Source organism: Nocardia sp. NBC_00565, assembly GCF_036345915.1.
GTDB lineage: Bacteria > Actinomycetota > Actinomycetes > Mycobacteriales > Mycobacteriaceae > Nocardia.
In genome coordinates this window covers 5712411-5726135 of sequence record NZ_CP107785.1, presented here as the reverse complement: position 1 = coordinate 5726135, position 13725 = coordinate 5712411, and the positions used below count along the sequence as shown (strand labels likewise).

13 protein-coding genes and 2 pseudogenes are annotated in these 13725 nt (G+C 66.6%); 6 read left to right on the top strand and 9 right to left on the bottom strand.

Annotated features, from left to right (window positions below):
• Nucleotides 1-42: 42 nt before the first annotated feature.
• The gene (locus OG874_RS26795; protein ID WP_330249894.1) at nucleotides 43-801 is read right to left on the bottom strand and encodes a thioesterase II family protein; all 759 of its coding nucleotides are present in this window, start codon (nucleotides 799-801) and stop codon (nucleotides 43-45) included.
• Between the two features lie 51 nt (nucleotides 802-852).
• Nucleotides 853-1722: a class I SAM-dependent methyltransferase gene (locus OG874_RS26790; protein ID WP_330249893.1), complete on the bottom strand. Its 870-nt coding sequence runs from the start codon at nucleotides 1720-1722 to the stop codon at nucleotides 853-855.
• Between the two features lie 98 nt (nucleotides 1723-1820).
• Here OG874_RS26790 and OG874_RS26785 point away from each other — a divergent pair, with 98 nt between their 5' ends.
• Nucleotides 1821-3158, top strand: coding sequence for a cytochrome P450 (locus OG874_RS26785; RefSeq protein WP_330249892.1), 1338 nt, complete (start codon nucleotides 1821-1823; stop codon nucleotides 3156-3158).
• Nucleotides 3159-3174: 16 nt separating this feature from the next.
• On the opposite strand, the pseudogene OG874_RS44875 reads toward OG874_RS26785, so the two are convergent.
• The 3 genes and pseudogenes from OG874_RS44875 to OG874_RS26775 all read right to left on the bottom strand — a co-directional run.
• Nucleotides 3175-3288 (bottom strand): annotated as a pseudogene (locus OG874_RS44875) (response regulator); the annotation flags it as partial.
• Nucleotides 3289-3300: 12 nt separating this feature from the next.
• Entirely contained in the window at nucleotides 3301-3996 is a 696-nt protein-coding gene (locus OG874_RS26780; protein ID WP_330249891.1) for an NAD(P)-dependent oxidoreductase, read from the bottom strand.
• Between the two features lie 520 nt (nucleotides 3997-4516).
• Nucleotides 4517-5569 (bottom strand): annotated as a pseudogene (locus tag OG874_RS26775) (MFS transporter); the annotation flags it as partial.
• 66 nt (nucleotides 5570-5635) lie between these two features.
• On the opposite strand from OG874_RS26775, the gene OG874_RS26770 reads away from it, so the two are divergent.
• Both OG874_RS26770 and OG874_RS26765 read left to right on the top strand, forming a co-directional pair.
• Entirely contained in the window at nucleotides 5636-6052 is a 417-nt protein-coding gene (locus OG874_RS26770; RefSeq protein WP_330249890.1) for a MerR family transcriptional regulator, read from the top strand.
• A 196-nt stretch (nucleotides 6053-6248) separates the two neighbouring features.
• Nucleotides 6249-7676, top strand: a complete 1428-nt coding sequence (locus OG874_RS26765) for a lipase maturation factor family protein (RefSeq protein WP_330249889.1) — start codon at nucleotides 6249-6251, stop codon at nucleotides 7674-7676.
• On the opposite strand, the gene OG874_RS26760 is transcribed toward OG874_RS26765, so the two are convergent.
• On the bottom strand, nucleotides 7670-8071 hold the full coding sequence (locus OG874_RS26760) for a nuclear transport factor 2 family protein (protein WP_330249888.1): 402 nt from the start codon (nucleotides 8069-8071) through the stop codon (nucleotides 7670-7672). The two genes, OG874_RS26765 and OG874_RS26760, sit on opposite strands and share 7 nt — an antisense overlap.
• Nucleotides 8072-8161: 90 nt before the next feature.
• Between OG874_RS26760 and OG874_RS26755 the strand changes: the two genes are divergently transcribed.
• The gene (locus OG874_RS26755; protein ID WP_330249887.1) at nucleotides 8162-8716 is read left to right on the top strand and encodes a PadR family transcriptional regulator; all 555 of its coding nucleotides are present in this window, start codon (nucleotides 8162-8164) and stop codon (nucleotides 8714-8716) included.
• A gap of 5 nt (nucleotides 8717-8721) precedes the next feature.
• Here the strand turns inward: OG874_RS26755 and OG874_RS26750 are convergent, their stop codons facing one another.
• Both OG874_RS26750 and OG874_RS26745 read right to left on the bottom strand, forming a co-directional pair.
• Nucleotides 8722-9261, bottom strand: a complete 540-nt coding sequence (locus tag OG874_RS26750) for a VC0807 family protein (RefSeq protein WP_330249886.1) — start codon at nucleotides 9259-9261, stop codon at nucleotides 8722-8724.
• On the bottom strand, nucleotides 9189-10571 hold the full coding sequence (locus tag OG874_RS26745) for a lipase family protein (RefSeq protein WP_330249885.1): 1383 nt from the start codon (nucleotides 10569-10571) through the stop codon (nucleotides 9189-9191). The genes OG874_RS26750 and OG874_RS26745 overlap by 73 nt, the downstream gene beginning before the upstream one ends.
• A gap of 324 nt (nucleotides 10572-10895) precedes the next feature.
• On the opposite strand from OG874_RS26745, the gene OG874_RS26740 reads away from it, so the two are divergent.
• Both OG874_RS26740 and OG874_RS26735 read left to right on the top strand, forming a co-directional pair.
• Nucleotides 10896-12158, top strand: a complete 1263-nt coding sequence (locus tag OG874_RS26740) for a PucR family transcriptional regulator (RefSeq protein WP_330249884.1) — start codon at nucleotides 10896-10898, stop codon at nucleotides 12156-12158.
• Nucleotides 12159-12255: 97 nt separating this feature from the next.
• On the top strand, nucleotides 12256-12717 hold the full coding sequence (locus tag OG874_RS26735) for a DUF2231 domain-containing protein (protein WP_330249883.1): 462 nt from the start codon (nucleotides 12256-12258) through the stop codon (nucleotides 12715-12717).
• Nucleotides 12718-12876: 159 nt separating this feature from the next.
• On the opposite strand, the gene OG874_RS26730 is transcribed toward OG874_RS26735, so the two are convergent.
• Nucleotides 12877-13704: an amidohydrolase family protein gene (locus OG874_RS26730; RefSeq protein ID WP_330249882.1), complete on the bottom strand. Its 828-nt coding sequence runs from the start codon at nucleotides 13702-13704 to the stop codon at nucleotides 12877-12879.
• Nucleotides 13705-13725 lie beyond the last annotated feature (21 nt).

Here is a 13725-nt window from a genome sequence, read left to right as displayed (position 1 = left end):
ACAACGACCGGGTGGGCGACGTGCTCACCCGGTCGTTCCGGCCTAGCTCGACAGCGCTCGAGCGCAATGATCGCGGATCAGCTGCCCTACCGGCCGGCAATTCGAATCGATGAAGAAGTGACCGCCTGGGAATGATTTCGCAAAGAAGCTTCTAGAGGTGTGCGAGCCCCATACCTCGATTTCCGCGAGACTTGCATCGGGGTCACGATCGCCGACAATTGCGACGATAGGGCTGCTGACCATCGCGTCCGTACTGCACTCGTAAGTCTCGATGGCTCGGTAGTCGTTCCTGACGATCGACAGGATCAGCTCTCGAAATTCAGGATCCTCGAGCAGCGCCGATGGTGTACCGCCGAACCGCAGTAGATGCTCAGCGAGTTCTCGATCGCTCAGCAGGTGCATTCGCAGCTCAGGTAGCGGCGCCGAAGGCGCGCGCCGACCGGACGCGAACAGGACCCGCGCGCTCGCTCCCACTTCGTGCTCGAGCCGCCTGCATGCCTCGAAAGCTACGACAGATCCCATACTGTGCCCGAACAAGGAAAACTCCTGGGCACCCCCAACTGCTTCTATCAGCTCGGGAAGCAGGCCATCGACGAGGTCCGAAATATTCCCCACGAGCGGTTCACGTCGTCTATCTTGTCGCCCCGGATACTGGACGGCATGTACCTCATATTCTGACCCGACGCATTCGGCCAATGGCCCGAAAGATATGGCGGAGCCGCCGGCGTGCGGAAAGCAAACCAATGTATGAGATCCATCCCTCGGCGCGGGGGACAGGGGACGTAGCCAGCCATTACCCATAGGGTGGAGAGCCTTTCGTTTACGGGCAGCTGTATGCGATGGGCGTGCGTACTAAAGGCTCGGTGCTGTGCGCGTGAGCCGCACCACCGAACTCCAAGGCATCCACGACTTTTCGACCGCCTTGCGGGGATCCGGCTGCGGGAAGAGCGTGAACGGCTTCATGAACCAGGGCAGCCGGTGGTACCGGTGCGCCGCCCAGGCCAGCGATTCCACCTCGTCGGCCGTCCAGCCGAGGTCGGCGAAGAAGCCCAGCGGATCGACCGGACCGAACCGCCAGGGGGCGCTGGCCAGCAGTTCGGTGGTGGATTTGTTGATTCGCTTCACAAGCGCCTGGTTATTGACATCCACTGCCCACCAAGCGATTTCCGGACGATTCAGCGCGGCGGCCAAGCTGACGACATCGTCGTCGGTGAGGTAGTAGACCAGACCCTCGGTGAGCACCAGCGCCCGCCGCGCACCCGCGAGGGCCTCGTCCAGGAACTGCCGCCGCGCCTCGGGATCGGCGAGATCCACCGCCGTGCGGGTGAGCGCGCAGCGCGGCGACTCCCCGGCCAGCAGCTTGTTCTTCTCGGCGACCAATTCGGGGAGATCGGCCTCTATCCAAGGGAATTCGGATGGCAGATCCAGCCGGTACGGGCGGGTATCCATACCCGCGGCCATATTGAGCACCCGATCGCAGCCCTGCGCGATGGTCTTCATGATCAGGTCGTCGATGAGTTTGGTCCGAGTGATCAGGTTCCAGCCATTGTGCATCAAGCGCGGTCCGTGGCCGACTATGGCGCGGCCCCGCTCCCCGGCCACTCGGTCGGCGAGGGGATCGTGGAAGAGGGCATCGGGGCGGGCGGATTCGACGGCGCGGTAGGCGGCCACCCAGCGGGCGGTGTCGGAAACGTTGGTAATGAGTTCAGCGGTCTCGGCCACAGTGCAGTCTTGCACAGCAAACGAAACGCCGCCCAATGGTTGCGGGCGTGGAAGACTGGGTACTCAATGGAGTTTTGCCGCGGGACACGGGGGCTTTGATGAACGCACGGTACGCGGTCAGGTGGGCAGCCGAGCACGGGTTGCCGCGGCTGGGGTTGCGCGCGATGCACCGCTCGGGCGACCCGTTCGCCCGGCTGCTGAGTGGCGAGGAAGGCCGCAACGATCCGTATTCGCTGATCGAGCAGCTGCGTGCGGGGGGCGGGGTGCAGATCACGCGGACCGGATACGCCATCTACGATTACCAGCTGTGCCGGGAGGTCCTGCGCGACAGAAGATTCGGCGTGCGCACCCCGATCGACCCCACTGTGCCCGGCCCGCTGCGCCGCTACGCCGAGCGAGTCGTGTTGCCGCCCAACCCGATCGAGGCGCCGTCGATGTTCATGCAAGACCCGCCGGAGCACGGCCGGTTGCGCAAGCCGGTCGCCTCCGCGTTCACCCCGCGCGCCGTCGCCCGGTTGGGCGACGGGGTGCGTGAGGTCACCACCGAACTACTCGACGCCATGCCCGCGCACGGATCGGCCGACCTGATCGGCGATTTCGCCGCGCAAGTCCCTATCGCCGTCATCGCCGAGATGCTCGGTTTCCCCGCCGCCGACCGCGATCTGTTCCTGCGCTGGGGTGACGTGGTCACCCCGCTGCTGGACGTCGGGATCTCCTGGCGGGCGCACCGGCGCGCGATGGCCGCGACGGCGGCGATGGAGGATTATCTCGCCGCCCACATCGAGAAGTTGCGCCGCGAACCCCGCGAGGACATCTTCAGCGTCCTGGTGTCCTCGGGTGGACTGAGCACCCCCGAGCTGATGGCCAGCGCGAACGTGCTGATGGGCGCGGGCTTCGAGACCACGATGAACTTGATCGGCAACGCGATCCCACTCCTGCTGGCCCACCCCGACCAGCTCGACCTTCTGCGCGCCGAGCCGCAGCGCTGGCCCGGCGCGATCGAGGAGGTGCTGCGGTTCGACCCGCCGGTGCAGATGACCGCTCGCCGCGTACTGGAACCGGTGGATCTCGGTGCGGGCGTTCACCTTCAGCCGGGAAAGTCGATGATCGTGTCCCTGGCAGGCGCCAACCGTGATCCCGCGCAGTTCCCCGATCCGCATCGATTCGACATCACCCGTGCCAACGCCAAGGAGCACCTCTCGTTCGGCTCCGGCATCCACGCCTGCATCGGCGCGAGCCTGGCCAGGCTGGAAGCGGCCCACGCGCTGCCCGCCCTGTTCGAACGCTTCCCCGACCTGCGCCTCGACGGCGAACCACGCCGCCGCGGCCTGTCCACCCTGCACGGTTACGAGCACATGCCTGCCCGGCTGGGGCGACCGGCGGGTGCGCGGGTTGTCCCGTCCATGGCATCCGGCGACCGCATGCCCGGCAGCTGACACCTGGGACGGGCGCTCAGCCCTTCCAGCGATACCGGGTCTTCGGCCGCCCCGCCCTGCCGTAATCGGCGCGGCGCCCGGCCAGTTTCCCCAGGTTGCGCCAGGCGGTGATGCGGGAGACGCCGATCGCGGCGTCGGCGGCTCAGCTTTTGGTGAGTGCTTCCCGGCGGATCCACTGGAGCAAGGTGGGGTTGTCGACGGTGGTGATGATGCCGACGGTGCTACGGCGGTAGCGGTTGTCGTCCAGCAGGGCCAGCATGCTCGCGGCCAGGTCCGCACGGGCGGTGAACCTGCCGTCGGCGTGGCCCTCGACGAGGGTGTAGCCGGTGACCGACGGCAGGTGGTAGAGCCCGCTCGGGCGCACGATCGTCCAGTCCAGATCGCTGGCCCGGACCAGCGCTTCCATCCGCCGCATATCGTCGTACAGCGTCTTACCCAGCACCCGCGTCACGTATGGCAGGAATACTCGGTTGAACAGGAACCCGCCATCGGAGTACGGGTGCGGGTCGACCCCGCTCGAGCTGACCATGGCGAGCCGGCGCACCCGATGCCGTTGCATCGCGGCGACAATATTGGCCGCACCACGCGAATAGGTGCTGATCGGTTCCTTTCCAGCGGGCACCCCGAGCGTCGAAAGCACCGCATCCCGCTGCGCCACGGCTGCGTCGACGGCCTCCGGATCGAGCACATCGGCACCGATTACCTCGAGCCGATCATGGTGCAGTGGAAACGAGTCCGGCTGCCGGGTGACCGCGGTGACCCGATGTCCGGCGGCAAGTGCCTGGCCGGTGAGCAGGCGGCCGGTGGGGCCATTGGCTCCGAAGACGGTGATTCGCATGACGACTGTCCTTCACTGGTTACTGGTAAACGGTCCGGGAAGCTGCGCGCGGCGGGCCGCCTGCGCCCACTCGGTACCTGGACGAACACAAGATGCCGGTGCCTGTGCCCGTGTGACAGCACGGTGATGTGACGTGCGCCACCGATCTCTGCCCGCTCCGGCGGAGTTCGCCATCGCCCGGGCCTCGGGATAGCCGCTGCGGGTGAGGACCTCGACGAAATGACCAGTCCGGCATCGAGGTACTGGGTCGCGGCAGGGTCGGCGCCTTTTGCGGTCGCCGCGGTCCGTCGCCGAAGCCACCTCACCCCACCCGCGCGCGCTCTCATGAACGAAGCACGCCATTGCGCGACGCAGACCCCTGCCGCATGGGACGTGCCGCCCGCGCCAACGGACGCGACCGGGCGGTCATGATCGCGAGCAAGCTCACGGCGAGCAATGCCAGCACGGTCCACGGGAAGGCCCGTGGTCCCAATGCGGACAGCAGGATGCCGCCGATGACGCCGCCGCCTGCCATTGCCGCGTTCCAGAGGGTGACCAGCATGGCTTGCGCGGTATCGGCGGCCTCGCCGCCCGCGATGGCCGCGGCGGTCTGCAGCAGCGTGGGTACACCACCCCAGCCGAGGCCCCACAGTGTCGCCGCCGCGAACACCAGCGCCGCGCTACCGGACAGCGCAGCCAATATCGCTACCGCAATCGCGACCAGAATCGTTGCGGCAACGGTCAATCCGCGCAATCGGCGATCGATGTGCGCTCCGGTGAACCAGATACTCACCATCGACGCGATGCCGAAGACCGACAACACCGGACCGACCTGCCCGCCCAGCTCGACCTCGTCGAGGAAGGTGGCGATGTAGGTGTAGAGAATGTTGTGCGCCAGCACGAATGTCAGCGTCACGAAGAGCACCGCAGCCACGCCCGGTACTTTCGCGGTCGCCACGATCGGGATGCGCCCGGCCCGGCCCGGTCCCGGGAAATCCGGTACGGTCGCCGCGATCCATCCGATCAGCAGCACCGCGAGCACCGACATCACGCCGAAGGTGATCTGCCAGCCGAGCGTCGCGCCCAGGAACGTCCCCGCCGGAATTCCCAGCGACAAGGCGAGTGGAATACCGGCCATGACGATCGCAATCGCCTTGCCCTGCAATGCTTCCGGCGTCATCCGGCGGGCGTAGCCGACCAGCAGGGCCCACACCACCCCGGCCGCGATCCCGGCGACGAACCGGGCCATGAGCGTCAGTGCGAACACCAGTGATGCCGCGGTCACCGTGTTCGCCACCAGGAAGCCCGCCACCCCGGCGAGTAGCAGGTGTTTGCGCCGCCATCCTGCCGTCGCGGCCGACAACGGAATCGCCGACAGCGCGGTGCCGATCGCGTAGACCGTCACCAGTTGTCCGGTCGCCGACTCGCTGACGTGCAGGCCGGCGCTCATGCCCGGCAGTACACCGGCAGGCAGGGCTTCGGTGAGCACCGTGAGGAAGGCGGCGGTCGTCAGCGCCAGCAATGCCGAAATCGGCAGTCGCGGGCGATCTTTCGCTATCGGAGAGTCGTTCGAGTGTGCTGTGCGATTGACCATGCACGTATGCTCGAACCCTCACATTAATGTGAGGGTCAAGCTGTCCCGTCCTATGAGGTGGCCCACATGCGCATCGGAGAGCTGTCGCAACGTACCGGAACTTCGCGCCGACTCCTGCGGTACTACGAAGAGCAGGGCCTGATCGTCTCGCAACGCTGTGCGAACGGCTACCGCGCGTATGACGACGCGTTCGTCGACCGGGTCCGCCAGATTCGCGGGCTGCTCGATGCCGGTCTGCCCACCCGGATCATCAAGCAGATCCTGCCGTGTCTCGACAAGCCCCGCGTCATCCACTTCTCGGATGCCACTCCGGAGATGATCGCGACGTTGGAGCACGAGCGCGACCGGATGACCCGCCGCATCGAGGTTCTCATTCGCAACCGCGACGCCATTTCCGAATACCTCGCGGCCGTCCTCGAAGGCGATAGATCGAAGGCCACCTCTCGAGATGTGGAAAAAAGATCGGCGGCGGTGTCGATCTAGGTCATGATTGAAATCGGTCGACGGCGATACGGATATCCTCGACGACCAGTTGTTCGAGTAGCGCTGAGCGGGGCCTGTTTGCCCACGTGGCTGTCGGGTACCGCTTCGGTATGACGCCCTTCGGTGATCGACGGGGTGCCGCTGCCGCGTCGGATTCGCTCTCGGTGGCACTGGGGGTGGTACGGGGGAGCGGACAATGATGTCCTTCACCGACTCCGAGTACTGGCTGGGCAGGCTGGTTTTCCAGCACGGCCTCGGCGTCATCTACCTGATCGCGTTCCTGGCGGCGGCGCGGCAATTCCCGGCGCTGATCGGGGAGCGGGGAATGTTGCCGGTGTCGCGTTTCGTGCGGCGGGTTTCGTTCCGCTCGGCGCCCAGCATCTTCCAGTTCCACTTCTCGGATCGGTTCTTCACCGCCGTGGCCTGGTGTGGCGTGCTGCTGTCGGCCGCGATGGCGGTCGGTGCGCCGCATCTGGTACCCCTGTGGGCGGCGATGCTGCTGTGGGCGGTGCTGTGGGTGTTGTATCTGTCGATCGTCAATGTTGGGCAGGCCTGGTACGCCTTCGGCTGGGAGTCCCTGCTGCTGGAGGCCGGGTTCCTCGCGATCTTCCTCGGCAACGATCGGGTCGCACCGCCGGTGCTGGTGTTGTGGTTGGCGCGGTGGCTGTTGTTCCGGGTGGAGTTCGGCGCCGGGCTGATCAAGTTGCGCGGGGATGCCTGCTGGCGGGATCTGACCTGCCTGTACTACCACCATGAGACCCAGCCGATGCCCGGTCCGCTGAGCTGGTTCTTCCACCGACTGCCCAGGCCGCTGCATCGAGTCGAGGTGGCGGCCAACCACTTCGCGCAGCTGGTCGTGCCTTTCGGACTCTTCGCGCCGCAGCCGGTGGCGAGTGTGGCCGCGGCGTTCCTCATCGTCACTCAGCTGTGGCTGGTGCTGTCCGGGAACTTCGCCTGGCTGAATTGGATGACGATCCTGCTGGCCGCCACCGCGATCGCCGGATCGTCGGCCGCGGCGGTGCTGCCGGTACCCGACCCGCCGGCATTGCCCGCCGCGCCACCGTGGTTCGCGGGCCTGATCATCGCGTTCACCGTCGCCGTGGTGTTCCTCAGCTACTGGCCCGCGCGCAACCTGATCTCCCGGCATCAGCGCATGAACGTGTCCTTCAATCCGCTGCACCTCGTCAACACCTACGGTGCGTTCGGCAATATCGGCCGGACCCGCGAGGAGGTGGTGTTCGAGGGCACCGACGAAGCCGATATCACTGAGCGGACGCGCTGGCGGGAGTACGAGTTCAAGGGCAAACCGGGCGACCCGCGTCGACTGCCGAGGCAGTGGGCCCCATACCATTTGCGGCTGGACTGGTTGATGTGGTTCGCCGCGATCTCACCGACGTATGCCCGCGGTTGGCTGCTCGCCTTTGTCGAGCGGCTGTTGCGCAACGATCCGGCGACGTTGCGACTGCTGCGCCGGTGCCCCTTCCCCGACTCCCCGCCCCGCTACGTGCGGGCGCGAATCTACTTGTACCGCTTCGCAACCCGCGCCGAACTACGGCATGACCGAAACTGGTGGCACCGCACCCTGGTGGGTGAATACCTCCCACCGATGGGCCTGGGTCAGTAGTAGCTGCGGCCGCCGCGCCCGCCGGAGGCCGACCAGACCTCGGTGATGACACCCGCGACGGTGCGCAGGATATCGGTGCCGCTCACGGACACCGTCCGGCCATCCGGTCCGGTGAACTCCGCCCCATATGGGTGTGCCACGAATCCCGTTCGGGCGTCGTCCATTTCGATGACCGCCTCGCCTTGCGGTTCGAATCGAAGTCCGGGAGCCGACTCGCGGTGCGCGGCGATCCGTGTGGCGAGGGCCCGCGGATCGTGGATGTCGTCGTAGACGTCGGTGCCCGGCTGGGCGTAGCGGAGGGTGAATTCGGGGGCCATGATCTTGTCCGCGAGCGCCAGCTCGCCGTTCCACATCGCGGTCCACTGGTCGAACAGGTCGATGCCGAAGTCGCGCATCCTCACTCCTTGATAGTATCAGTGATACGGTCTCGCTGGCACTAACTTATAGTCTCAGTGAGACGGTGTCAATGCGAGCGAGGAGGCGGCATGCCGGAGCTCGGGCCGCAGGACCACATCGTGCTGGGGCTGATCGCCAGGCACGGGCCGCTCACGCCCTATGAGTTGAAGGCCAGACTCGAAGAGAGCGTGGACTACTTCTGGCCGGTGCCGCATGCGCAGCTCTATCGGATTCCCGTGCGCCTGGCCGAGCAGGGGTTGCTCAACGAGGAGGCCGAACAGGGCGGGCGGCGGCGCAGGCTCTTCCATCTCACCGATACCGGCCGGGCCGAGTTGCGGCGCTGGCTCGCCGATCCGCACAGCCCGCCCGCCGAAACCCGGGACCCGGCGCAGCTCAAACTCTTCTTCGCCGATCTGGGCGACCCGGGCGATGTGGTCGCGCTGGCCGAAAGTCAGGCCGCGGAGCATCGTCGTCTGCTCGAGCTCTACCGCGGACTGCGGGCCGAGAGCGATCCCACCGACAAGATCCGCGGCGTTTCGCGTGCCCGCATCCTGCGGCTCGGCATCCTGCACGAGCAGGCCTACGTCGAGTTCTGGGAAGACCTCGCCGCCGATCCCGAAGGCCGGGATCGGCAGCGCGAGTAGGGGAGTCAGGCGCGGCGGGCGCGTTTGACGAAGCGAACGCTCAGGGCGATCAGCGGGGCGAAGAAGACGATCGACAGAACCGGGGACAGCCAGGCCATGGTGTGGATGGGCAGCTGGTAGGCGAGCAGGATCCGGACGGACGCCTCCGCGAGCAGACCGACGCCCCAGGCCGCCGCGAGGGTGGTGAAGCCGCGGCGCTTGGCCGGGTCGGTGCGGTAGGAGTCCTCGAATTCGGTGAGCTTGGCCGGTCCGGCGGCCGCGAGCGCCTTGCGCGCGGACAGATAGGTCAGCGGTTTGCCGACCATCGTGCTGATCAGGAAGGCGATACCGACGATCGCGGTGCCCGCGGAATCCTTGACAATCATCACGCGGGCATCGCCGCTGATCAGCGAGCCGATCAAGCCGAAGGCGAAGACGCCGAGCATGATCGCGGCGAAGGGTTCGAGGCGTCGGGACCGGATCGTCTCGATGATCAGGACCGCACCCGAGAACAGGGTTCCGACGAGCAGTCCGGCGAAATCGCTGTAGCCGAGGCCGGTGAGCACCGCCGGATCGGCCTGCCTGCGAGCATGCGTGCAAACAGTCGGGCAAAACGCCAGTGGCCCAACACTTCTCGCTTCGTGAACGCGACCGACCACACCGTTTCGGTGCCCGCCGCGGGCAGCGGGCGCTGGTCGAATCGGTCCGCGAGCCAGTGCATGGTGACCGGTGCGCCGATGAACTGCAGCGGCATGTGCAGGCTGAGGCGGTCGCGCAGATAGCGCACGTGCGCACCGCGGATCGCGTACCGGGCCACGTGGTGGTCGATATCGTCGACGGCGATGAGTTCGTCGTTGACGCCCTGGATGACGAGCATCGGCATGGCGGGCGCCCGCGTGCCGGGCCGGATATCGGCCAGGATCCGCTGCAGACCGGGTTCGGCGAGTAGGTCGGCGAAGCTGCTGTGGCTGTAGTTGTCGATGTTCTTGCCCATCAACCGGAACAGAAGGTGCAGCGTGGTGCGCGATTCGGCATCCGCGAGCAGGTCGAGGAATTCGGATTTCAGATGTGCGCGCAGGATGTGATCCAGATCCGGGTAGGCCCGCCGCAGTCCCGCCACGCATACCGTCGCGAAGCCCGCGAAGAAGGTGCCGTTCAATCGCGCGAAGGCCGCGCCGAGATCGCCGACCGGTGAACCGGCGACCGCGCCGACGATATCGAGCTCCGGAGCATATTCGGCGGCCAGCTCCGCGGTCCAGGCGGTGGCCAGGCCGCCGCCCGAATAACCCCACAGCGCAACGGGTGTCGAGTCGGTGAGGCCGAGCGGGGTGAAGTTCAGGCTCGCGCGGATCGCGTCGAGGGACCGATACGCGGGCTCGCGTGGCACGCCGAAGTGTCCGGACAGCCCGCCGTGGTCGGGCACCGAGATCGCCCAGCCGCTGGCCAGTGCGTACGCGATCACCGGCAGCTCGACCTGGGGAATCGAGCCGAGCGCCCGCGCGCCGCGCCGCAGTGCGTACGAGGGCAGGCACTGTGAACTGACGCCGTCGATCGCGCATTGGAACGAGACCAGCGGCCGCGGCTCGTCCGGATCGGCTCCCCACGGCAGCAGCACCGTCGTCACCGCCGCCTCCGCGCTGCCGTGCAGGTTGTTGGTGCGGTAGAGCAGCTGCCAGGCCGAGATCTTTTGTGGCACACGCCCGAACAGCGCCAGCTCGACCTTGCGGGAACGCAGGATGGTGCCGGGGGCGAAGCGGGCGAAACCCGGGGGCGGCCGATAGAACCGATCCAGTTCCGGCCGCGGCGGTCGGCCCGACGGGAACATTTCGGCGACCGGGCGCGCCGATTCCATCCCGGTGTCGGCCTGCATGCTCATTCCTGTACATCCTTTCGAACGGCACACCGGCACGGTGTTCTATTTGAAATGACGCCGGAATCCTTCTTGAAGATAGCAACGCGGGTCGGGGAAATTAATTGTCCCGAAACACAATTGAGCTTAGTGTTTTTCTCCCGTGGATGGAGTTGACCGTGACCCGTGTCACCGGTAGTGGGCGTGGAACACGCAGGTGAGCAGGGTCATCGGAAGTCTGTTGTCACTGCACGCGGACGAGAATAATCCGCCGAAATCTTGTGCCCGGAGACAACGAACCGGGGGCTACGAGATTTATTGATAAATGCCATCATTGGTAGCGTGCACGTCATGCCCGTTGCCCTACCCCCGCTGTCCGGAGACGCTCCGATAATCGCCCGACTGGTCCGTCGGTTACCCGAAATCGCCGAACGCATGCTCGCGGCGGGCCTGGGATCGACACCGCCGGCCGCCGATCTGCCGGACGGGCATTTCACCGACGAGGTGCTTCCGGCGATCGCCGCGTGCGGCCAAGCCTTCTTCCGTGCGATCCAGGAGCAGCGCGCCTTCACCGGTGCGGAGGTGGTCGAATTCGTCGGCCCGGTGGCCGAGCGGCACGCCGAGGACCGAATCCCGTTGGGGCTGTTGCTGCAGGCCGTGCACGGCTCGGGTCAGGCGATCCTGCAGGCGGCGGCGGTGGCCACGCCCGAGGATATGAATGATCTGATCGCCTTCGGCGGTCGGCTGCTCGATCTGCTGCGTGACATCAATGTCGCTGTGGTGGAGGCGTATACCGACGTCGAGCAGTCGATCTATCACGCGGAGCGGGAGGCCCGCCGCGCACTGTGTTCGGCGCTATTGCGCGGTCGGCCCGCCGAGGAACTGGCCGCGCGCGCGGATGTCGTACTCGCGGAACGCTATACGGTGCTGGCCATCCACATCCGCCCGGACGACCACCCGATCGTGGTCGCCGATCTGCTCACCCGGCGTCGCATCCGGGTGCTGCAGCGGGCCTTGGACGGCATCGCCGGTGCCAAGGCGCTGAGCACCTTCGACGGCACGACCGGAATCGCCCTGCTACCAAGCGGATCCGACTCTACCGAGTATCAGTGGCTGGCCACCGAACTCACCGAACAATTCGGCGTCGAGGTCTTCCTCGCCGAGCGTCGCGCCGCCGAACGCGATGTGCTCCCGCACGCGGTTCAGGAGGCGACCGACCTGGCCGAACTCGCCCGGCTGCTCAACCGGCCCAGCGGCGTCTACGATCTCGACGATCTGTTGCTCGAATACCAGCTCACCCGCCCCGGCCCGGCCCGTGATCGCCTGGCCGACCGCATCGCCCCACTGCTGTTGCGCCCGCACCTGTTCGAGGCGCTCGACGCCCATCTGCGCCACGGATCCGATCGCAAGGCGGCCGCCGCCGAGGTGCACGTGCACCCCAATACCTTCAGCTACCGGCTCAAGCGCATCGCCGAACTCACCGGCATCGATCCGAGCGAACCCAAGGGTTCGCGTCTGCTCGCCGCGGCGCTCACCGTGCATCGCTTCTACCCGGTAGCCGAGGCGACGGAGGTCCTCGACGCGGACTACATCGCGGCCGCCAACCGGACGTAACTGCTCGGATGAACCGTTCGGCGCGGTAAACCGTGAGTGGGAAGAGATACTCGGGCCGCGACCGCCGCGGCGGTCGCGAACGCCAGGAGTGTGCCCCATGTCGATGATCAACGGTCTACCTGCCCACGTACTGCTGGTCCACATCATTGTCGTCTTCGTACCACTGACCGCAGTGCTGCTGATCATGGCGGCACTATGGCCCGCCGCCCGTCGTCGACTGATCTGGCTGATCACCGCCCTGGCCGCGATCACCGTGGCACTGACACCGATCACAACCGACGCCGGCGAGTGGCTCGAGCACAAACTCGGCGGATCCCCTGCCATCGACAAGCACGCCGACCTCGGCAACACGATGATCTACTTCGTCGTGGGCCTACTGCTCGTGACCGCCATGCTCATCGTCGTCCACCTGCGTGCAGAACGCGGGAAGCCGCTGGGGCGAGCGATAACCGCACTCGTCGCGGCACTGGCGATCCTCGCGGGCGGTGCCGCACTCGTGCAGGTCTACCGGGTCGGGGACTCCGGTTCACACGCGGTATGGGGCGCACAAGCTCCGTAGCGCCCCGAACCCAACAAGGCCCCGCCCCGCACCCGCGTCGGCACGTTACCGGCCTGACGTGACAGGTATCGGCGTCCGGCTTCGCGCCGGCGGCCGATACCGCTGTCGCACGTTCGGTCGGACGCGCTGTGGCCGGTCTACCGGGACCTCGGCCTCTGGTTATTCGGCCGACTTCGCCAAACCGAAGACGCGGCAGGCGTTTCCGGAAAGAAATAGCTCGCGGCATTCGTCGTCCAAGCCGAGATCGTCGAGCCCCGCCAATGCTCGCTGCGGCGCGATCATCGGGAAGTTGGTGCCGAACAGGACCTTGCCGCGTCCGTGGGATTTCAGGTACGCCACCAGCTCCGGTGGATACCGGCGGACTGTGTAGGCGGAGGTATCGATATAGACGTTCGGGTATTTCGTTGCCACCGCGATCATCTCGGTGGTCCACGGGTAACCGATGTGGCCACCGACAATGACCAGCTCCGGGAACTCCAGCGCGACATCGTCGAGATAGGGGATGGGGCGGCCGGTCTCGGACGCGCGCAGCGGGCCGGTGTGCCCGACTTGCGTGCAGAACGGGATTCCCAGCTCGACGCATTCCGCGTACAGCGGGTAGTAGCGCCGGTCATTGGGCGGCAGTCCCCACAGCCACGGCACGATCCGCAGCGCCTTCATGCCCAATTCCGTGACCGCACGTCGCAGCTCGCGCACCGCGACCATCGGCTTGCGCAGGTCGACCGATGCGACGCCGACCAGCCTGCCGCCGGATTCGGCGACGAAACCGGCCACCTGGTCATTGGAGATCAGCACACCCTCCGGCCCGTACCAGGCGCTGATCAATGCGGTGTCGACACCGCCGGCGTCCATGGCCGCGAGCGTCGATGCTACCGGCGGCGGCTGGTCCGGAATGGTGTCACCGGTCCAGCGGCGCAGCGAGTCGAGCATTTCGTGCTGGAGCAGTCGCACCGTCGGATGCTGGGCCCACGCATCGATGATCGCCATATCGCCACTGTATGACCGCCG

Bases quoted from the DNA above. Each gene is read 5' to 3' on its own strand.
- OG874_RS26795 (WP_330249894.1), bottom strand. From the start codon at position 801: ATGGGTAATGGCTGGCTACGTCCCCTGTCCCCCGCGCCGAGGGATGGA.
- OG874_RS26785 (WP_330249892.1), top strand. From the start codon at position 1,821: ATGAACGCACGGTACGCGGTCAGGTGGGCAGCCGAGCACGGGTTGCCG.
- OG874_RS26780 (WP_330249891.1), bottom strand. From the start codon at position 3,996: ATGCGAATCACCGTCTTCGGAGCCAATGGCCCCACCGGCCGCCTGCTC.
- OG874_RS26770 (WP_330249890.1), top strand. From the start codon at position 5,636: ATGCGCATCGGAGAGCTGTCGCAACGTACCGGAACTTCGCGCCGACTC.
- OG874_RS26765 (WP_330249889.1), top strand. From the start codon at position 6,249: ATGATGTCCTTCACCGACTCCGAGTACTGGCTGGGCAGGCTGGTTTTC.
- OG874_RS26760 (WP_330249888.1), bottom strand. From the start codon at position 8,071: ATGCGCGACTTCGGCATCGACCTGTTCGACCAGTGGACCGCGATGTGG.
- OG874_RS26755 (WP_330249887.1), top strand. From the start codon at position 8,162: ATGCCGGAGCTCGGGCCGCAGGACCACATCGTGCTGGGGCTGATCGCC.
- OG874_RS26745 (WP_330249885.1), bottom strand. From the start codon at position 10,571: ATGAGCATGCAGGCCGACACCGGGATGGAATCGGCGCGCCCGGTCGCC.
- OG874_RS26740 (WP_330249884.1), top strand. From the start codon at position 10,896: ATGCCCGTTGCCCTACCCCCGCTGTCCGGAGACGCTCCGATAATCGCC.
- OG874_RS26735 (WP_330249883.1), top strand. From the start codon at position 12,256: ATGTCGATGATCAACGGTCTACCTGCCCACGTACTGCTGGTCCACATC.
- OG874_RS26730 (WP_330249882.1), bottom strand. From the start codon at position 13,704: ATGGCGATCATCGATGCGTGGGCCCAGCATCCGACGGTGCGACTGCTC.